The 19903-nt window shown below is 66.8% G+C and carries 17 protein-coding genes; 9 read left to right on the forward strand and 8 right to left on the reverse strand.

The annotated features are described in order from the left end of the window. The first annotated feature begins 54 nt into the window (after positions 1–54). Entirely contained in the window at positions 55–1569 is a 1515-nt protein-coding gene (gene glpK / locus E6C70_RS03190; RefSeq protein WP_136422151.1) for a glycerol kinase GlpK, read from the forward strand. Between the two features lie 88 nt (positions 1570–1657). On the opposite strand, the gene trpD is transcribed toward glpK, so the two are convergent. Next, positions 1658–2719 (reverse strand): anthranilate phosphoribosyltransferase, encoded by a 1062-nt coding sequence (trpD, locus tag E6C70_RS03195; protein WP_136422153.1) that lies wholly within the window; start codon positions 2717–2719, stop codon positions 1658–1660. A 134-nt stretch (positions 2720–2853) separates the two neighbouring features. Here trpD and ctaE point away from each other — a divergent pair, with 134 nt between their 5' ends. The 5 genes from ctaE to E6C70_RS03220 are packed head-to-tail and all read left to right on the forward strand — an operon-like array spanning position 2854 to position 7968. Next, positions 2854–3492 carry an aa3-type cytochrome oxidase subunit III gene (ctaE, locus tag E6C70_RS03200; RefSeq protein WP_136422155.1) on the forward strand — a complete coding sequence of 213 codons (639 nt, stop codon included), beginning with the start codon at positions 2854–2856 and terminating at the stop codon, positions 3490–3492. A gap of 24 nt (positions 3493–3516) precedes the next feature. Beyond that, complete coding sequence (gene qcrC / locus E6C70_RS03205; protein ID WP_136422157.1) at positions 3517–4326, forward strand: cytochrome bc1 complex diheme cytochrome c subunit; 810 nt, start codon at positions 3517–3519, stop codon at positions 4324–4326. A 41-nt stretch (positions 4327–4367) separates the two neighbouring features. Continuing rightward, complete coding sequence (gene qcrA, locus E6C70_RS03210) at positions 4368–5447, forward strand: cytochrome bc1 complex Rieske iron-sulfur subunit (protein ID WP_136422159.1); 1080 nt, start codon at positions 4368–4370, stop codon at positions 5445–5447. Further along, a complete protein-coding gene (gene qcrB, locus E6C70_RS03215; RefSeq protein WP_407921018.1) occupies positions 5441–7126 on the forward strand; it encodes a cytochrome bc1 complex cytochrome b subunit in 1686 nt (561 codons plus the stop codon). The genes qcrA and qcrB overlap by 7 nt, the downstream gene beginning before the upstream one ends. 32 nt (positions 7127–7158) lie before the next feature. Further along, positions 7159–7968: a methyltransferase domain-containing protein gene (locus E6C70_RS03220; RefSeq protein ID WP_328590814.1), complete on the forward strand. Its 810-nt coding sequence runs from the start codon at positions 7159–7161 to the stop codon at positions 7966–7968. A 30-nt stretch (positions 7969–7998) separates the two neighbouring features. On the opposite strand, the gene E6C70_RS03225 is transcribed toward E6C70_RS03220, so the two are convergent. The 5 genes from E6C70_RS03225 to E6C70_RS03245 form a co-directional block, all read right to left on the reverse strand. Beyond that, a complete protein-coding gene (locus tag E6C70_RS03225; RefSeq protein ID WP_136422164.1) occupies positions 7999–8415 on the reverse strand; it encodes a cytochrome c oxidase subunit 4 in 417 nt (138 codons plus the stop codon). Then, on the reverse strand, positions 8416–10146 hold the full coding sequence (ctaD, locus tag E6C70_RS03230; RefSeq protein WP_136422166.1) for an aa3-type cytochrome oxidase subunit I: 1731 nt from the start codon (positions 10144–10146) through the stop codon (positions 8416–8418). A gap of 3 nt (positions 10147–10149) precedes the next feature. Then, positions 10150–11046 (reverse strand): aa3-type cytochrome oxidase subunit II, encoded by an 897-nt coding sequence (ctaC, locus tag E6C70_RS03235; RefSeq protein WP_136422168.1) that lies wholly within the window; start codon positions 11044–11046, stop codon positions 10150–10152. A gap of 176 nt (positions 11047–11222) precedes the next feature. Next, positions 11223–11576, reverse strand: a complete 354-nt coding sequence (gene erpA, locus E6C70_RS03240) for an iron-sulfur cluster insertion protein ErpA (RefSeq protein WP_136422170.1) — start codon at positions 11574–11576, stop codon at positions 11223–11225. A 47-nt stretch (positions 11577–11623) separates the two neighbouring features. After that, positions 11624–13069 carry a dipeptidase gene (locus E6C70_RS03245; RefSeq protein WP_136422172.1) on the reverse strand — a complete coding sequence of 482 codons (1446 nt, stop codon included), beginning with the start codon at positions 13067–13069 and terminating at the stop codon, positions 11624–11626. Positions 13070–13110: 41 nt separating this feature from the next. Here E6C70_RS03245 and E6C70_RS03250 point away from each other — a divergent pair, with 41 nt between their 5' ends. Further along, entirely contained in the window at positions 13111–13698 is a 588-nt protein-coding gene (locus E6C70_RS03250; protein WP_136422174.1) for a DUF3043 domain-containing protein, read from the forward strand. Positions 13699–13701: 3 nt separating this feature from the next. Here the strand turns inward: E6C70_RS03250 and E6C70_RS03255 are convergent, their stop codons facing one another. Then, positions 13702–14844 (reverse strand): alkaline phosphatase family protein, encoded by a 1143-nt coding sequence (locus E6C70_RS03255; RefSeq protein WP_235833252.1) that lies wholly within the window; start codon positions 14842–14844, stop codon positions 13702–13704. 68 nt (positions 14845–14912) lie between these two features. On the opposite strand from E6C70_RS03255, the gene E6C70_RS03260 reads away from it, so the two are divergent. Continuing rightward, positions 14913–17378 carry a DNA gyrase/topoisomerase IV subunit A gene (locus tag E6C70_RS03260; RefSeq protein ID WP_136422176.1) on the forward strand — a complete coding sequence of 822 codons (2466 nt, stop codon included), beginning with the start codon at positions 14913–14915 and terminating at the stop codon, positions 17376–17378. Between the two features lie 7 nt (positions 17379–17385). Here the strand turns inward: E6C70_RS03260 and E6C70_RS03265 are convergent, their stop codons facing one another. Beyond that, a complete protein-coding gene (locus E6C70_RS03265; protein WP_136422178.1) occupies positions 17386–19464 on the reverse strand; it encodes a DNA gyrase/topoisomerase IV subunit B in 2079 nt (692 codons plus the stop codon). 178 nt (positions 19465–19642) lie between these two features. Between E6C70_RS03265 and E6C70_RS03270 the strand changes: the two genes are divergently transcribed. Continuing rightward, positions 19643–19870: a DUF7455 domain-containing protein gene (locus tag E6C70_RS03270; RefSeq protein ID WP_136422179.1), complete on the forward strand. Its 228-nt coding sequence runs from the start codon at positions 19643–19645 to the stop codon at positions 19868–19870. Positions 19871–19903: the final 33 nt, after the last annotated feature.

Below are 19903 nucleotides of genomic sequence, written 5' to 3' on the forward strand. Positions count from 1 at the left end.
CCCGGACGGCCGCTGAGCGACGCATGCACTAAACGATTACAAGGAGGTACATCAATGGCTGACTACGTACTGGCGATCGACCAGGGCACCACGAGCTCGCGCGCGATCATCTTCGACAAGTCGGGATCCATCGTCTCGAGCGGACAGCTCGAGCACGAGCAGATCTTCCCCAAGGCCGGCTGGGTAGAGCACGATCCCGAGGAGATCTGGAAGAACACCCGCGAGGTGATCGGCCAGGCGCTCAGCAAGGCCGACCTCACGCGGCACGACATCGCCGCCGTCGGCATCACCAACCAGCGCGAGACCGCGGTGGTCTGGGACCGCAACACGGGCAAGCCCGTCTACAACGCCATCGTCTGGCAGGACACTCGCACGCAGTCGATCGTCGACCGGCTCGCCAAAGACGGCGGCGTCGAGCGGTTCAAGCAGAAGGTGGGCCTCCCTCTCGCCACCTATTTCTCGGGAACGAAGATCGTCTGGATCCTCGAGAACGTCGATGGTGCGCGTGAGAAGGCGGAGGCCGGCGACCTGATGTTCGGGACCACCGACACCTGGGTGCTCTGGAACCTCACGGGAGGTACGGATGGAGGCGTCCACGCCACCGACGTCACCAACGCGAGCCGCACGATGTTCATGGACCTCGAGACCCTCGCATGGGACGACGACATCCTCGCCGCGTTCGACGTGCCGAAGTCGATGCTCCCCGAGATCAAGCCGTCGTCCGGAGTCTTCGGAACAGCCGAGTCGTCGAGCCTGCTGCGCGAGACCCCCATCGCCGGAATCCTCGGAGACCAGCAGGCAGCCACCTTCGGCCAGGCCGCGTTCGACACCGGCGAGTCGAAGAACACCTACGGCACGGGCAACTTCCTCATCTTCAACACGGGTGAGGAGATCGTGCACTCCAAGAACGGGCTGCTGACGACCCTCGGCTACCAGATCGGTGACGAGAAGCCGCATTACGCCCTCGAGGGTTCGATCGCCGTCACGGGTTCGCTGGTGCAGTGGCTGCGCGACAACCTGGGCATCATCTCCTCGGCCCCCGAGGTCGAGGAGCTCGCTAAGACCGTCGACGACAACGGCGGCGCGTACTTCGTCCCGGCCTTCTCGGGACTGTTCGCGCCGTACTGGCGACCGGATGCACGAGGCGCCCTGGTGGGTCTCACGCGCTACGTGAACAAGGGGCACATCGCACGGGCGGTGCTCGAGGCGACGGCGTTCCAGACCCGCGAGGTGCTGGATGCCGTCAACGCGGACTCCGGGGTCGACCTCACCGAGCTGAAGGTGGACGGCGGCATGATCGCCAACAACACCCTGATGCAGTTCCAGGCCGACATCATCGGCGTACCGGTGGTGCGTCCCGTCGTCGCCGAGACGACGGCGCTCGGTGCGGCCTACGCGGCCGGCCTCGCCGTCGGGTTCTGGAGCGACCTCGACGACCTGCGCAAGAACTGGCAGGAGGACAGCCGCTGGGAGCCGCAGATGGAAGAGGAGGAGCGCGAGCGTCAGCTCCGACTGTGGAAGAAGGCCGTTACGAAGACCTTCGACTGGGTCGACGACGACGTGCAGTAGACCGAAGCGTCGCACACAACGAGGATGGCCCCGGCATCAGCCGGGGCCAACGAGGATGGCCCCGGCATCAGCCGGGGCCATCCTCGCGTCAGGCCCGACTGCGCCGGGAGGCGTCGACCCACTGTTCGAGCTTGGCGGTGGCCGCTCCCGAATCGATGGTCGCTGCTGCGACGGCGATCTTCTCGGAGAAGCGCTCCAGGATGCTGCGCTGCATCTGGCCGTTGTCGCGGGCGAGGTCCCAGGCCACCAGGCCCGCGGCCGCGTTGAGCAGGACGATGTCGCGCACCGCGCCCTCCTCCCCCGCGAACACCGCACGGACGACGGCGGCGTTGTGTTGCGCGTCGCCTCCGATGAGCTGCTCCATCCGCGCCCGCCGCAGTCCGAGGTCGCGAGGCTCCAGGTCGTGCTCGGTCACGAGCCCGCGCGAGACCTCCCAGACATGGCTGTGCCCGGTGGTCGTGAGCTCGTCCAGCCCGTCGTCGCCTCGGAAGACGAGCGCGGTCGCCCCGCGCGTCTGGTAGACACCGACGAACAGCGGAACCCGGTCGAGATGCGCGACGCCCACCGCATTGGCCTCGGCGCGAGCCGGGTTGCACAGCGGCCCCAGGAAATTGAACACCGTGGGGATGCCGAGCTCGGCACGGGTCGGGCCGGCATGGCGGAAGCCGGGATGGAACGCGCTCGCGAAGGCGAATGTGATGCCGGTCTCCTGGAGGATCTCGGCGACGCGCTCCGCGGGAAGGGTCAGGTCGATGCCGAGGGCGCCGAGGACGTCGGAGGATCCCGACGCGCTGCTGGCGGCCTTGTTGCCGTGCTTGACCACGGGGACCCCGCTTGCTGCGGCGATGATCGCGGACATCGTGGACACGTTGACGGTGCCGAATCGGTCGCCGCCGGTGCCGACGATGTCGAGGGCCATCGGGTCGACCTCGAGGGGAACGGCGTTCTCGAGGATGGCGTCGCGGAAGCCGACGATCTCGTCCACCGTCTCCCCCTTGGCGCGGAGTGCGACGAGGAACCCCGCCAATTGCGAGGGGGTGGCCTCACCCGCCATGATCTGCTGCATGCTCCACGCCGCATCCGCCACACTGAGGTCCTCCCCCGCGAGGAGGGACGCGAGAATGGCGGGCCAGGTCTGCGTTTCGAGCATGCGCCCGATCCTATTGCTCCCAGCAAGTCACCGCGGATTCCCAGTGAGCTGACGGTTTCTCAGGCTGACCTAACTGCAATTCGAGCACGCCAGTCTGCTCGGAATGGGAAATGCTTGCCCGGTGATCGTCCATAATGGAAACTGTGACGAGCACTGTTCTGACTCAATCGGCGGTAACGCCGGCCATCAACCGGCCGAACACCGTGGCGGTGGGCACGATCGTGTGGCTCGGAAGCGAAGTGATGTTCTTCGCTGGCCTGTTCGCGATCTACTTCACGCTGCGCTCGACCGGCCCGGAGCTGTGGGCGCACCAGACCGCCATCCTCAACGTGCCGTTCGCCACCGTGAACACGCTCATCCTCGTCTCCAGCTCGTTCACCTGCCAGTTCGGCGTGTTCGCAGCGGAGCGGATGCAGCCGCGTCGCACCAGCTGGAACCCGGTGAGGTGGGGAACCGTCGAGTGGTTCTACCTGACCTTCATCCTCGGCGCGGTGTTCGTCTCCGGCCAGGTCTGGGAGTACGCGAACCTCGTCCAGGAGGGCGTCGCGCTCAACAGCGATTCCTACGGATCGGCCTTCTACCTCACCACCGGTTTCCACGCCCTGCACGTGACCGCCGGTCTCATCGCCTTCCTGCTGGTCATGGGCCGCATCTTCGCGGTCAAGAACTTCGGACACAAGGAGGCGACGTCCGCCATCGTCGTCTCGTACTACTGGCACTTCGTCGACGTGGTCTGGATCGGCCTCTTCTTCGTCATCTACATTCTGAAATAAGGATCGGGAGCGAACACACCGCCCATGCGTGAGAAAAGAACGTCGAAGCCTCGCCGCAAGTCCGGTCGCCGCCATCCGCTGGCCACCGTCGCGCTGATCGCCATCGGTCTGGCCGTGACGGGTGGCGCCTATGCCGCGATCAACTCGAGCACGGCGACCGCCGACACCCGCCCCGTCGCGAGCCAGTCCACGATCGAGCAGGGCGAGAAGCTCTTCCAGGCCAACTGCGCCACCTGTCACGGCATGGGCGCCGCGGGCACGTCCGCGGGCCCGAGCCTCGTCGGAGTGGGCGCCGCATCGGTCGACTTCCAGGTCGGCACGGGCCGCATGCCGCTGGCACAGACCGGACCGCAGGCCGAGCAGAAGCCGGTGCAGTTCACCGATGACCAGGTCAAGGCCCTCGCCGACTACGTCGCGTCACTCGGCCCCGGCCCCTCGATTCCGGCCGACCACCTCACCAACGGAGGCGGCAACGCCGCGAACGGTGCCGAACTGTTCCGCATCAACTGCGCGATGTGCCACAACGTGGCCGGCGCAGGAGGCGCACTGACCGAGGGCAAGTTCGCGCCGGCGCTGACCGACGTGTCCGGCGTCCACATCTACGAGGCGATGGTGAGCGGCCCGCAGAGCATGCCGGTCTTCAACGACCTCAACATCTCGCCCGAGGACAAGCGCGACATCATCACGTACCTCAAGTACGTGCAGGACAACCGCTCACCGGGCGGCTTCGAACTCGGTTCGCTCGGCCCGGTAGCCGAAGGCCTGTTCATCTGGATCTTCGGTCTCGGCTCTATCGTGGCGCTGACCATCTGGATCACAGCGAAGTCGAACTGATCGAAGCGTTGCGGCACGAGAACCTGCAGGAAGAGGAGAACATGGCACAGGACGATTACGACGGTAAGGACATCACCGTCGCGCACTCGTCGGGCGCCGACCATTCGCTGGGCGACCAGGACCCCGGCCTGGCCGTCGTCCCGACGGACGGCTTCAGCGACCCGGGTCTACTGCCGCACCGCCAGCGGGTCACCGACGCCGATCCGAAGAAGGCCCGTAAGGCCGAGCGCACCGTCTACACGCTGTTCTACCTCTCGATCGTCGGCAGCATCTTCGCGATCGCCGCGTACATGGCCTTCCCCATGGAGTCGAACAACGTCGGCGACGTGCGCCTCAGCACGGTCTTCATCGGCCTCGGCATCACCCTGGCCCTGCTCGCCATCGGCTTCGGTGCGGTGCACTGGGGCAAGTCGCTCATGGCCGACCACGAGGGCATCGACATCCGCCACCCCACGCGCGGCTCAGATGAGACCCGTGAGCGCGCCGTCGAGATCTTCGACGAGGCGAATCGCGAGTCCGGCTTCGGCCGACGCACCCTCATCCGCAACAGCCTGATCGGCGCACTCATCGCCTTCCCGCTGCCGGCGGTCGTGCTCTTCCGTGGCCTCGCTCCGCAGGATCAGGACCCGGTCAAGCTGCTCAGCCACACGATGTGGAAGAAGGGCACCCGCCTCACGCTGGATCCCAGCGGCCTCCCCGTCAAGGCGACGGATGTCACGCTCGGCAGCGCATTCCACATCATTCCCGAGGGCCTCGCCGAGCTCGAGCACGGCAAGCTCGAGGAGAAGGCCAAGGCTGCCGTCCTCCTCATGCGCCTCCGGCCGGAAGACCTCAACCAGCTTCCCGACCGCAAGAACTGGTCGTACGACGGCATCGTCGCCTACTCCAAGATCTGCACCCACGTCGGGTGCCCCGTAGCCCTCTACGAGCAGCAGACCCACCATCTGCTGTGCCCCTGCCACCAGTCGCAGTTCGACGTGGCCAACCACTGCGAGGTGATCTTCGGACCGGCCAAGAGGCCGCTGCCGCAGTTGCCCATCGCCGTGGATGCCGAGGGGTACCTGGTCGCGCAGAGCGACTTCCACGAACCTGTCGGCCCGAGCTTCTGGGAGCGATCGTGAGCACAGTGACAACGCAGCAACCGGCCAAGAAGGGCGGATTCACCGCCGCGGCCTCCAATTACATCGACGAGCGCACCAGCATCTCGACGGCCGTCAAGGAACTGGGTCGCAAGATCTTCCCCGACCACTGGTCGTTCCTGCTCGGCGAGGTCGCGCTCTACAGCTTCGTCGTCATCCTGTTGACGGGCTCGTTCCTGACGTTCTTCTTCCACGCGGCGATGACGCCGGTGGTCTACGACGGCTCGTACGTCCCGCTCAAGGGCGTCGAGATGTCGGCGGCGATGAACTCGACGTTGAACATCTCGTTCGACATCCGCGGCGGTCTCCTCATGCGCCAGGTGCACCACTGGGCGGCCCTGCTGTTCGTGGCCTCCATCGGCCTGCACATGCTGCGCATCTTCTTCACCGGAGCGTTCCGCAAGCCGCGCGAGCTCAACTGGGTGATCGGCTTCGTCCTCTTCATCCTCGCGATGGGTGAGGGCTTCACCGGCTACTCGCTCCCCGACGACCTGCTCTCGGGCAACGGCCTGCGCATCATCGACGGCATGGTCAAGGGCATCCCGCTGGTGGGCACCTGGATCTCGTTCCTTCTGTTCGGCGGCGAGTTCCCCGGAGAGCAGATCGTGGGGCGCCTCTACACCCTTCACATCCTGCTGCTGCCCGCGATCATCGTGGCGCTGATCGCCTTACACCTGCTCTTCATCGTGATCCACAAGCACACCCAGTTCCCTGGCCCGGGACGCACCAACGGCAACGCCGTCGGCTATCCGGTCCTGCCGGTGTACGCGGCGAAGGCGGGCGGGTTCTTCTTCATCGTCTTCGGCGTGATCACCCTGATCGCCTCGCTGTTCACGATCAACCCGATCTGGAACTACGGCCCGTACGACCCATCGCCCGTCTCGGCCGGAACGCAGCCCGACTGGTACATCGGCTTCGCCGACGGGGCTCTCCGTCTGATTCCGCCGGGCCTGGAGTTCGTCTGGCTCGACCGCACCTGGTCGTTCAACATCCTGATCCCGCTGGTCGCCCTCGGATTGTTCATCGCCGTGGTCATGCTCTATCCCTTCGTCGAGGCGTGGGTAACGGGCGACAAGCGTGAGCACCACCTCCTCGACCGACCGCGCAATGCGCCCACGCGCACCGCCATCGGCGCGGCCGGCGTCACCTTCTACGCCGGCCTCTGGGCAGCGGCGAGCTCGGACATCATCGCGACGCACTTCATGCTCACGATGGAAGGCGTCATCCACACCCTCCAGTTCGTCGTGATCGTCGGACCGTTCATCGCCTACTTCGTGACCAAGCGGGTATGCCTGGCGCTTCAGAAGAAGGATCGCGAGCTCGTCCTGCACGGCTACGAGTCCGGTCGCATCGTCAAGCTGCCGGGTGGCGAGTTCATCGAGGTGCACGAGCCGCTCGACGAGTACGAGCGCTGGCGCCTGGTGAGCTTCACCGACTACAAGCCGCTCATGATCCGTCCTAACGCCAACGGCAAGATCACGGTCGCGCAGCGCGTGCGCGCCAGCCTGTCCCGCTGGTTCTTCGAGGACCGCATCGCGCCCGTCACCAAGACGGAGCTCGAGGCGGCCCACGGTCACGGCCACCACGAGGTGGACATGGGCGAGGTCGAGGAGATCACGGTGGGCGAGATGAACGTGCACCGGGAGACGGTCGGGCGCTGACACCGGGGCTGGTCGAACGCCTCTCCCGCTGGCTGCGCTGCCCGGTCTGCGAGAAGGCGCTTCTCCCCGCTCCACCGTTGGCTCTCCGGTGCGCTGACGGTCACTCGTTCGACGCCAACAAGCGCGGTTTCGCCACTCTCGTGCCGAGCAACGATCGGATGGTCGGCGACGCCGCCGCCATGCTCGATGACCGCGCCGCGTTCTTGGCGGAGGGCCACTACTCCCCCATCGCGGCGGCGGTCGCCCATGCCGCTGCAGGTGGTCGGGCCGTGCTCGACGCCGGATGCGGCACCGGCTACTACTTGGGAGCCGTGCTCGACGCCGGTGACAGTGTCGACGCCCTCGCGATGGACCTCTCCCCCGACGCGGTCCGCCGCACGGTGCGCGCGACGGGATCCGTCGGATTGGTGGCCGACACGTGGCGACCCCTGCCGATCAGGACAGCCTCATCCGACGTCGTCCTGGACGTGTTCGCGCCGCGGAACCTTCGCGAGTTCCACCGTGTGCTGCGCGACGACGGACGTCTGGTCGTCGTCGTGCCGACGGGAGAGCACCTACGCGAACTCCGCGCCGCGGGTCGCGCCATCGGCATCCCCTCCGACAAGGTCGACGCCGTCGTCGCCGATGCCGCACCGCTGTTCTCCCCCACCGCCACCGTTCGCATCGACTTCGCGATGACACTCACCGGGGAGTCGATCGACCGGCTCGTCGGCATGGGCCCATCGGCGCACCACCGCCAGGCGACGATCGCCCCTGAGACGGACGCCGACGCGACGGACGCCGACGCGACGGAGATGACCATGCACGCGAGCGTCGACGTCATGACGCTCGCGAAACGTTGACGTCCTCCCGCTCAGAGAGCGACGGGAGACTCAGCGAGCGAAGTTGCCGCGGTAGTACTCGTAGCACCAGCCCACGAGGCTGATGAGGACCAGGCCGACCGCGCAGAACGAGAGCCACACGCCGACGGCGGTTCCGAGGATGAACAGTCCCACCGACCCGCCCATCAGCAGCGGCCACCAGCTCCACGGGCTGAAGAAGCCGAGCTCGGCATCGCCGTCGTCGATGTTGGCATCGAGCCGGTCCTCGGGTAACTCCCCGCCCTGCGCGCCGTGCACGCGGCCGACGTAGAAGGCCAGGAATGCTGCGAGGATTCCCGCGAGAGCCATCGCGAGGGTGCCGACCGGCTCCCAGTAACCCCGGTCGATGACATTCCAGATCGTGTAGACGGCCGAGGAGAGGAAGAAGAAGATCGACAGGATCCAGAAGAGGACGGTGTTGACTCTCATCTACTTGACCTCGCTGGTCTCTGCGTCTGCGGTGGGCGCATCGGGAGCATCCTTCGCCGGCCCGATGCCGATCGGCATGCCGGCCTCGGGGTGGTTGAGGTCGAACGCCGGACGCTCGGAACGGATGCGCGGGATGGAGGTGAAGTTGTGTCGCGGCGGCGGGCAGCTGGTGGCCCACTCGAGCGACCCACCGTAGCCCCACGGGTCGTTGACGGTCACGCGCGGTGCTCGGCGCGCGGTGATGTACACGTTGAGGAAGAAGGGGATCAGCGAGATCGCGAGGATGCCGGCGCCGATCGAGGACACCTGGTTCATCCACGTGAACCCGTCGTCGGGCAGGTAGGACGCGTACCGACGAGGCATGCCGACGACGCCCAGCCAATGCTGGATGAGGAAGGTCGTGTGGAAGCCGATGAACAGCAGCCAGAAGTGGATCTTGCCGAGGCGCTCGTTGAGCATCTTGCCGGTCCACTTGGGCCACCAGAAGTAGAAGCCGGCGAACATCGCGAAGACGACAGTGCCGAAGACGACGTAGTGGAAGTGCGCGACCACGAAGTAGGTGTCCGAGACGTGGAAGTCCAGCGGCGGGCTGGCGAGGATGACACCCGTCAGGCCTCCGAAGACGAACGTGACGAGGAAGCCCAGCGTCCAGAGCATGGGCGTCTCGAACGTCACTGAGCCACGCCACATCGTGCCGATCCAGTTGAAGATCTTGACGCCGGTTGGCACCGCGATGAGCATCGTCATGAGCGCAAACCACGGCAGCAGCACGGAGCCCGTGACGTACATGTGGTGGGCCCAGACGGTGACGGACAATGCCGCGATGGCGATCGTCGCGTAGATCAGGGTCTTGTACCCGAAGATCGGCTTGCGGCTGAAGACCGGGAAGATCTCGGAGACGATCCCGAAGAACGGCAGGGCGATGATGTAGACCTCGGGGTGGCCGAAGAACCAGAACAGGTGCTGCCACAGCATGACGCCGCCGTTGGCCGGGTCGTAGATGTGGGCGCCGTAGACGCGGTCGGCTGCCGCCGCGAGGATGGCGGCCGCGAGCACCGGGAACGCCATCAGCACGAGTAGCGACGTCACGAGGGTGTTCCAGGTGAAGATCGGCATGCGGAACATGGTCATGCCGGGCGCACGCATGGTGATGATCGTTGTGATGAAGTTGACGCCACCGAGGATCGTGCCGAATCCGCTCATGCCGAGGCCGAGCATCCAGAGGTTACCGCCGAGCCCTGGTGAGAAGGTCGTCGACGCCAGTGGTTGGTAGGCGAACCACCCGAAGGATGCCGCACCCTGGGGGGTCAGGAACCCGCCGACGGCGATCATGCTGCCGAACAGGAACAGCCAGAAGGCGAAGGCGTTCAGACGCGGGAAGGCGACGTCGGGGGCCCCGATCTGCAGTGGCATGACGACGTTCGCGAAGCCGGCGAACAGCGGGGTCGCGAACATCAGCAGCATGATCGTGCCGTGCATCGTGAAGAGCTGGTTGTACTGCTCCTTGGTGGCGACGATCTCCAGGCCCGGCTCGAACAGCTGGGCGCGGATGATGAGCGCCATGACGCCGCCGACGCAGAAGAACACGAACGAGGTGATCAGGTACATGTACCCGATGACCTTGTGGTCGGTCGACGTGATCCAGCGGACGAAGATGTTGCCCTTGCGTTCGACCCGAGGGGCTCCGAACGTGCGTGAGGGGGCCGGAGCCGGTGCTGTAGCGGTGCTCATGGCTTACTTGCCTTCCTGCGTCGCGGGCGCCTTGATGCCCGGAAGGTTCTGGTTGCGATCGAACCCGTTGTCGAGCTGGCCGGTCTGGCCGAGGTTCTTCAACGACTCGATGTAGTCCTGGTACTTCGCCTCCGACACGACCTTGACCTGGAAGAGCATCGCCGAGTGGTACTCGCCGCAGAGCTCGGCGCACTTGCCCTTGTAGGTTCCCTCGCGGGTCGGGGTGACGTACATGTAGTTGGTCTTGCCCGGGAACATGTCCTTCTTGTAGAGGAAGTCGATGACCCAGAAGGAGTGGATGACGTCGCGCGAGTTGAGCTGGATCTCGACCTTCTTGTCGACCGGCAGGTAGAGCGTCGGCAGCTCGGACTCGACCAGCGCGCCCTGAGCGTCGGCGTTCTCGGCCGTCGGGTACTGAGCCTGGATGCCCGGCGAGTAGACGTCCTCGTCGACGTAGTTGAAGTCCCATGCCCACTGCTTCGCCACGACGTTGATGGTCACGTCGGGCTGCGCGTACGGCTTCTCGATCTCGGCCTGGTCGCGGGCCGTGAAGGCGAAGAAGCCGAGGACGAGGATGAGCGGCACGATCGTGTAGAAGATCTCGATCGGCATGTTGTAGCGCAGCTGCACGGGCAAACCGGTCTGGCCCTTGCGGCGACGGTAGACCACGATCGCCCAGATCGTGAGGCCCCAGGTGATGATGCCGACGACGAGCAGGACGATCCACGAGGTGACCCAGAGGCCGGAGACCATCGACGTGTGGTTGGTGACGGGCTTCTCATCGGCTTGGAAGCCGGGAAGGAAGCCGTTGAGCTGGGCCTGGGTGCACCCGGCCAGTACTACGGCTAGCGTCGCTGCGATCGGAATTGCAGCCCATCGGAGACGGCGGTTGTGGCGCACCGGTGACCTTTCGGGAGACTCTGAGACACTTCGCAGGAAGTGCCGTTGTTCACCTCCACACTACTCCGCGCGTTCACCGCACGAGTGCATGACGGCCACTTCGGGGCGTGAATCGAGCCTTAACCGAGACCGGGGACCACCCTTTCGGATGATCCCCAGCCGGAGCTGATAAAGCCTCAGTGGAACGAGTCGCCGCAGGCGCAGCTCCCCTGGGCGTTCGGGTTGTCGATGGTGAAGCCCTGCTTCTGGATGGTGTCCTCGAAGTCGATGGTCGCTCCGTCGAGGTAGGGCACGCTCATCTTGTCGACGATCACCTCGACGCCGTCGAAGTCGACGGTGGCATCGCCGTCGAGCATCCGCTCGTCGAAGTAGAGCTGGTAGATGAGGCCGGAGCATCCGCCGGGCTGAACGGCGACGCGCAGCCGAAGGTCATCGCGACCCTCCTGATTCAGCAGGCTCTTGACCTTCGACGATGCCGTCTCGGAGAGCAGGACGCCGTGCTCGGCGACCCGGGTGGTGGTGTCGGTCATGATGCTCCTTCGCGCCTGGCGCTGTCGAGGGGAGGACTGATCAGATTCTAACCCGCCGCGCTGGACGATCGACCGTCCGCTCCGCGCGCGTTCAGGCGTTCGAGGAGCAGGGCCTCGGCGAGCACGGACTTCTTGTAGACGCCGAGGTGGAGCGACTCGTTCGGGCTGTGCGCCCGCGAGTCGGGGTCCTCGACACCCGTGACGAGGATCTGGGCCTCGGGGAAGACGCGCACGAGGTCGGCGATGAAGGGGATCGATCCGCCGACGCCCATCTCCACGGCGGGGCGCCCCCAGGCATCCTCCATGGCGGCGGTCGCCTCCGCGACGGCCCAGCCGGACGTGTCGACGAGGAACGGGTCGCCCTTCTCCACCTTGTCGATCTCGACGACCGCCCCGAACGGCGTGTTGGCCCGGATGTGGGTGTCGATCGCGGCGAGGGCATCCGTCGCCGTCTGTCCGGGTGCGATGCGCACGCTGACGCGGGCCGCGACGCTCGGCAGCAGGGTGTTGGAGGCGTTGCCGACGCTCGGCAGATCCATGCCCGTGACCGTGACGGCCGGCTTGTCCCAGATGCGGCTGAGGATGGTTCCTGTGCCGATCGGCGAGACCTGATCGAGCAGTCCCGTCTCGGCGCGCAGCTGCGACTCGGGATACTCCGGTGTCGGCGCCTCTCGCGACGTCAGCCCGTCGATCGCCACCGAACCGTCCTCGGTGTGCAGGCTCGCGAGGATGCGGACCATCGCGAGCATCGCATCCGGGACCGCTCCCCCGAACATCCCGGAGTGCACGGCGTGGTCGAGGGTGCGCACGGTCAACCGGAACGCGACGTTCCCGCGCAGGGCGACCGTGATGGCCGGCGTCTCGGTGTCCCAGTTGCCGGAGTCGGCGACGACGATGACATCCGAGGCCAGCGCATCGCGGTTCTCATCGAGGAAGTTCGCGAAGCTCAGCGATCCGGCTTCCTCCTCTCCCTCGATGAACACGGCGATGCCGAGATCGAACTCGGCTCCGTGCGCCTCGACCAGGGCGCGGATGGAGGCGACGTGCGCCATGATTCCCGCCTTGTCGTCAGCGGCTCCTCGTCCGTACAGCCGATCCCCACGCAACGTCGGCTCGTACGGGGGCGAGTCCCAGTCATCAGCGTCTCCGGGGGGCTGGACGTCGTGGTGAGCGTAGAGCAGGACGGTGGGCGCGCCGTTCCGGGCCGCGCGGGACGCGAGCACGGCCGGGTTGCCCAGTTCTCCTCCATCAGCGACAGGCGCTTGACGGATGGAGACGTCGTCGAAGACTCCGAGTCCGCGCATCAGGTCGGCGACGGCCTCAGCGGAGCGGTGCACGTGAGACTGGTCGAAGGCGGGCCAGGAGACCGATGGGATGCGCACCAGGTCGGTCAGGTCGGCGATGGTGGCGGTGAAGCCGTCATCGACAGCCCTCCGCACGGCCGCCTGACCCGGATCGACGTCGGAAACGGCTGTATCATGCTCGTTGCTCATGCGGGTAATCTTAAGTGAACCGATTGTGCGAGGAACCAACTGTGGCCAAGCAGACTGCGCCCGAGGGCGCCGAGTCCATCATCGAGACCGCCGACGAGACGGCGGCCCGCCTGAAGAGCGGCAAGGGCGCTCCGACGCCCACTCGACGCGAGCAGGAGGCTGCGCGTAAGCGCCCCCTGGTGCCGAATGATCGCAAGCAGGCCGCGAAGGACGCCAGAGCCGCCGGAGCGGTCGCTCGCGAGAAGGCTCGCGTCGGCATGGCCGCGGGAGACGAGCGCTACCTTCCCGTTCGCGACCGCGGCGCCCAGAAGCGCTACGTGCGCGACTACGTCGACGCGCGGTTCGGCATCGGCGAGTTCATGCTCCCGGTGATGGCGATCGTCATCGTGCTGACCTTCATCCCCGACTACACCGTCCAGACGTACGGCATCCTCGTGCTCTGGGCCTTCTTCATCATCGCCGTCATCGACGTCGTCATCCTCGGTTTCACCCTCAACCGCAAACTGGCCGCGAAGTTCGGCGCAGACAAGGTGGAGAAGGTGCGCTGGTACGCCGCGATGCGGTCACTGCAGCTGCGCGTCATCCGGCTTCCGAAGCCGCAGGTCAAGCGCGGGCAGTTCCCGAAGTAGGGCTCAGCGCTCGAAGGCGCCCAGACGGATGCACGGCACGCGCATCTCGTCGTCGGTGAACGCGCCGTGCTGCCCGATCATCTGCCGGGCGGACACGTTGGGGTCCCGCGAGTCGTAGTAGGCGATCTGCGCCCGTGCGGAGACGACGACGTCGCCGATGCGCGAGCGTGCGGCATCCGTCGTCTCGCCGAAGAGTCCGTCGGCGACCGCCTCGTCGCGGGTGAACACCCGCGCTCGGTGCCCCTCGAGGTCCCGCCACGACCGGGCGAGGCTGTCGACCGCCCCGTGCGGAGCATCGGGTTCGATGTACAGGTAGAGGCACCGGGGGTCGCCGCCGACGTGGCGGACGTTCGCGATCAGCTCGGGCGCGGTGTCGAAGAGCACCTGCTTCTCGGCTGCAACGTCGAGGATGCCGTGGTCGGCGGTCACCAACGCGCCGGTCGAGGACGGCAGGGTGCGTGCGAAAGCCGCGATCTCGGCGTCGAGGGTCTCGAGCTCGCCGATCCAGCGATCGGATTCCCAGCCGCGCGCGTGGCCGGCCATGTCGAGTTCCGGCACGTACACGTAGACGAGGGCTCGCTCGGTCGAGGCGATCAGCTCGCTCGCTCGCGCGAAACGGTCGGCGATGGAGCGGGCGGGGACGTACTGGGCGCCCCGGAGCAGGGCCTGGCTGAGTCCCGAATCGGCGAAGCGATGAGGGCCGACGGCATAAGCGGGCACGCCGGCAGCGACGGCTCGTTCGAACACCGTGGGCAGCGGCTGCCAGACGGTGGGAACCATGCCATCGTCCCAGCCGCTGAGTTGATTGACCACGCGATCGTTGGCCGCGTCGAGCACGCGATAGCCGACCAGGCCGTGCTGACCGGGATCGACTCCGGTGCACAGCGAACCGAGCCCGACGGCCGTCGTCGCCGGGAAGACGCCGGTGATCACCGCCCGCTTGGTGAACCGTGTCGACAGGTAGCGCGCGTGACCGGCCGCCTGCCGGAGATTGGCGGCTCCCAGCCCATCGACGAGCACGACCACCGCATGCCTCACGGCCGGCAGATCGAGGCGATTGGGCGCGCCGAGCGCACTGGCCAGGCAACTTGCGAGCACGTCGGCCAGCCTCGGAGGAGGGGTCGGAGCGGCAGGTACCATGGGCATCGCGCTCAGTCTCGCACAGGCCGGGCGGTGCAGAACCCCGGTTCAGAACCGACAAGCAGAAGACACGGATGGCCCGCCAGAACTCCACACCAGCGAACGAGATCACCGAACGCATCGAGGATGTCGATGTCGCGGCGGAGATGCAGGGCTCGTTCCTCGAATACGCGTATTCCGTCATCTACTCACGAGCCCTCCCCGACGCGCGCGACGGATTGAAGCCCGTGCAGCGGCGCATCCTGTTCGGGATGAGCGAGATGGGCCTGCGGCCCGATCGCGGTCATGTGAAGAGCTCCCGGGTCGTCGGCGAGGTGATGGGCAAGTACCACCCTCACGGTGACACGGCCATCTACGACGCCCTCGTGCGCATGGCGCAGGCGTTCACCCTGCGCGTGCCCCTCGTCGACGGGCACGGCAACTTCGGGTCGCTGGATGACGGGCCCGCTGCTCCGCGCTACACCGAGGCGCGCCTGGCCGCACCCGCGATGACGATGACGGAGAGCCTCGACGAGGACGTCGTCGACTTCGTGCCGAACTACGACAACTCCGCCCAGCAGCCGGACGTGCTCCCGGCGGCCTATCCGAACCTGCTGGTCAACGGAGCGAGCGGCATCGCCGTCGGCATGGCCACCAACATGGCGCCCCACAACCTCATCGAGGTGATCTGCTCAGCCCGGCACCTGCTCTCCCATCCGGATGCCACCCTCGACGACCTGATGGAGTTCGTTCCCGGACCCGACCTGCCGTCGGGGGGAACCATCGCGGGACTCGCCGGCATCCGCGACGCCTACGCCACCGGCCGCGGAAGCTTCAAGACCCGCGCCAAGGTGCGCGTCGAGCAGATCACCGCCCGCAAGACCGGCCTCGTCGTCACCGAGCTGCCCTACCTCGTCGGCCCCGAGAAGGTCATCGAGAAGATCAAGGACGGGGTCACCGCCAAGAAGATCAGCGGTATCTCGGATGTCACCGACCTCACCGATCGCACGAACGGATTGCGACTGGTCATCGGCATCAAGACCGGTTTCAGCCCGGATGCCGTGCTCGAGCAGCTGTACCGGCTCACGCCGCTCGAGGACTCCTTCAACATCAACGCCGTTGCGCTCGTGGACGGCGGTCCGCGAACGCTCGGACTCCGCGAGCTGCTGGTGGTCTACGTCGAGCACCGCGTCGACGTGGTGACCCGGCGTTCCCGTTACCGACTCGCACGGCGACGCGACCGACTGCACCTCGTCGACGGACTCCTCGTGGCCATCCTGGACATCGACGAGGTCATCCAGGTCATCCGTTCGAGCGACGACACCGCTGCCGCGCGCGCCCGACTCATCGAGGTCTTCGACCTCAGTGCGTTGCAGGTCGACTACATCCTGGCGCTGCAGCTACGGCGCCTCACCCGGTTCTCCCGCATCGAGTTGGAGGCCGAGCGCGACAAGCTGCGCGCCGAGATCGAGGAGCTCGAATTCCTGCTCGCGGCCGACCACCGCATCCGCGCCCTCGTATCCGACGAGCTCGGCGAGATCGCCGACCGTTTCGGCACGCCGCGTCGAACGCTCCTGACCGAGGCGAAGCCGTCCATCGCCGGCGCTGCAGCCAAGAGGGCTGCTGCCGAGCTGGAGGTGGCCGACGCCCCCTGTCGCGTCTACCTGACGGCGACCGGCCGGATCGCCCGGGTGGATCTGGCGGAGCGCGATCCCGACGCCGCGCCCCGTCAGCGTCGGCGAAGCAAGCACGATGCCGTGCGGTCGAGCATCGACACGACCAGTCGCAGCGAGATCGGCGCGGTGACAAGCAAGGGCCGCTTGGTGCGCTTCACGCCCGTCGACCTGCCGGTCCTTCCGGAGACATCGGTGCAACTCGGGGCCGGCGTCCGCATCACCGACTACCTGAGCCTCACCGATCGATCCGAGCGCGTCCTCAGCCTCGTGTCCCTCGTCGGCGACTCCCCCATCGCCCTCGGCACGCGGCTCGGCGTCGTCAAGAGGGTGGCGGCCGGCGGCTACCCGGCCCGCCCGGACTTCGAACTCATCACGCTCAAGCCCGGCGACGAGGTGGTGGGTGTCGCCCAGGGCAGCGACGCCGACGAGTTCGTGTTCGTGACGACGGACGCCCAGTTGCTGCGCTTCCCCGCCTCATCCGTGCGACCCCAGGGCGTCGCCGCCGGTGGCATGGCCGGGGTCAACCTCGGCGCAGGGGCGACCGTCCTGTTCTTCGGCATCGTTCCGGCGTCCGCTGCGGACGAGACCGTCGTCGTGACGATCGCCACCGGCGCGGAGACGCTGCTCGGAACCGACCCGGGTTCAGGCAAGGTCAGTCCCCTCTCAGAGTTCCCGGCCAAGGGACGGGCGACGGGCGGAGTGCGCGCACAACGCTTCCTCAAGGGCGAGGGGGCACTCTCGCTCGCGTGGGCGGGACCGGCTCCGGCGATGGCCGTCGCGGCCGACGGCACTGCCCGCACGCTGCCGGACCCGGGAGCCAAGCGCGACGCATCGGGTGTTCCGCTCGACGCGGTGGTTGCCGCCGTCGGACGCGCGATCGACTAGCCGCGCATCACGCGTCGATGCTCTCCCGCGAGAGCCGGTCGGAGCTCTCGATGAGGAACTCCTTGCGGGGGGCGACCTCGTTGCCCATGAGCAGCTCGAACACGCGCCCCGCGTTCTCAGCATCACTGAGGTTCACCCGACGCAGCGTGCGGTGCCGGCGATCCATCGTCGTCCCCGCCAGCTGGTCGGCATCCATCTCGCCCAGTCCCTTGTAGCGCTGGATGGGGTCCTGATAGCGCTTGTTCTGCTTGTCGAGCGTCGCCAGGACGCGGCCCAGTTCGGCCTCCGAGTAGGTGTAGACGGTCTCGTTCGGCTTGGAGCCCGGATTCATCACCACTACACGGTGCAGCGGCGGAACGGCCGCGAACACCCGGCCCTCGTCGATCATGGGACGCATGTAACGGAAGAACAGGGTGAGGAGCAGGGTACGGATGTGGGCCCCGTCGACGTCGGCGTCGCTCATGATGATGACCTTGCCGTACCGCGCCGACGCGATGTCGAAGGTGCGCCCTGAGCCGGCGCCGATCACCTGGATGATCGACGCGCATTCGGCGTTGGAGAGCATGTCGGAGACGCTCGCCTTCTGCACGTTGAGGATCTTGCCGCGGATGGGCAGGAGGGCCTGGTGCTCGCTGTCCCGGGCCAGCTTGGCCGTTCCGAGCGCCGAGTCGCCCTCCACGATGAACAACTCGCTCTGGGCGACGTCGCTCGACCGGCAGTCGACCAGCTTGGCGGGCAGCGACGAGCTCTCCAGCGCGTTCTTGCGGCGTTGCGTCTCCTTGTGCGCTCGCGCCGAGATGCGCGATTTCATCTCGGCGACGACCTTGTCGAGGAGCAGCGCTGACTGGGCCTTGTCGTCGCGCTTGGTCGAGGAGAACCGCTCGGCCATCGCCTTGGCCACGACGCTCGCGACGATCGCGCGCACGGCCGGCGTGCCGAGCACCTCCTTCGTCTGACCCTCGAACTGCGGCTCCGGAAGCCGGACGGTGAGCACGGCCGTGAGGCCGGCGAAGATGTCGTCCTTCTCGGGCTTGTCCGACCCGGCCTTCAACCGTCGGGCGTTCTGCTCGATCTGTGCTCGGAGGAACTTGAGCATCCCCTGATCGAAGCCGGTCTGGTGGCTGCCGCCCTTGGGCGTCGCGATGATGTTGACGAAGCTGCGCATGACGGTGTCATAGCCCGTGCCCCACCGCACGGCGATGTCGACCTCGCACTCACGGTGCAGCTCGGTGGGCACCATCGCGCCGTGCTCGCTCAGGACGGGCACCGTCTCGGTGAAGGTGCCAGAGCCGGTGAGTCGCCACGTGTCGGTGAGCGGAGCGTCCGGCGCGAGGTGGTCGACGAACTCGGCGATCCCGCCATCGAATCGGAACTCGTCGCTGTGCGGCTCGAAGCCGCGCTCGTCGGTGACGGTGATGCCGAGGCCCGGCACGAGGAAGGCGGTCTGACGGGCACGGCTGAGCAGCTCATCCGTCTGGAAATCGGCGCCCTTGGTGAAGATCTGCGGATCGGCCCAGTAGCGCACGCGCGTGCCGGTGACGGCCTTGGCGACCTTGCCGATCACGCGCAGCTCGCTGCCGTTCTCGAACGGCGTGAACGGAGCGGTCGGACTGGGGGTTCCGGAATCGGCGAAGACGCCCGGCTCGCCCCGTCGGAACGACATGGCCCAGGTCTTCCCGCCGCGATCGACCTCGACGTCGAGCCGCTCGGAGAGGGCATTGACGACGGATGCGCCGACACCGTGCAGACCACCCGACGCGGCGTAGGAGCCCGAACCGAACTTTCCGCCGGCGTGGAGCTTGGTGTAGACCACCTCGACGCCGCTGAGCCCTGTCTTCGGCTCGATGTCGACCGGAACGCCGCGCGCACGGTCGCGGACCTCGACGCTGCCATCGGGGTGCAGGGTCACCGAGATCGTGTCACCGTACCCGCCGAGCGCCTCGTCGACGGAGTTGTCGATGATCTCCCAGAGACAGTGCATGAGCCCACGGGAATCGGTTGATCCGATGTACATGCCGGGCCGCTTGCGCACGGCCTCGAGCCCCTCGAGTACGGAGAGGTGTCTGGCCGAATAGTCGCTGCTCACGTCGGTCAACTCTAGCCGCGGCCCCCGACGCTGCCCGCGCAGACACGGGTCGACCGAGAAGGTCACGATTGGTACGCGCAGAGCGAAATACCCCGACACCCGACCTGATTGTCGCCGTGTGCGTGTTTACATTGACGTACCGGTTGTTCAGTCGTCACGAAAAAGGAGGGTCAGTCCGATGTCACAGATCACCACCCCGAACGGCGCCGTTGATGAACTCGAGACCGCGCACCAACTGACCGCCCTGGATCGCTGCGACGCCTGCGGAGCTCAGGCTTACATCCGCGTCGTGGTCAACAGCGGAGAACTGCTGTTCTGCGCTCATCACGGTCGCAAGCACCAAGAGAAGCTCGCTTCCATCGCGCACAGCTGGCACGACGAGTCCTCTCGACTTCTCGAGAACTGACGCCCCACGAACACACGAGAACGCCCGGAGCCT

This window comes from Orlajensenia flava (assembly GCF_004801905.1).
Classification (GTDB): Bacteria; Actinomycetota; Actinomycetes; order Actinomycetales; family Microbacteriaceae; genus Orlajensenia; species Orlajensenia flava.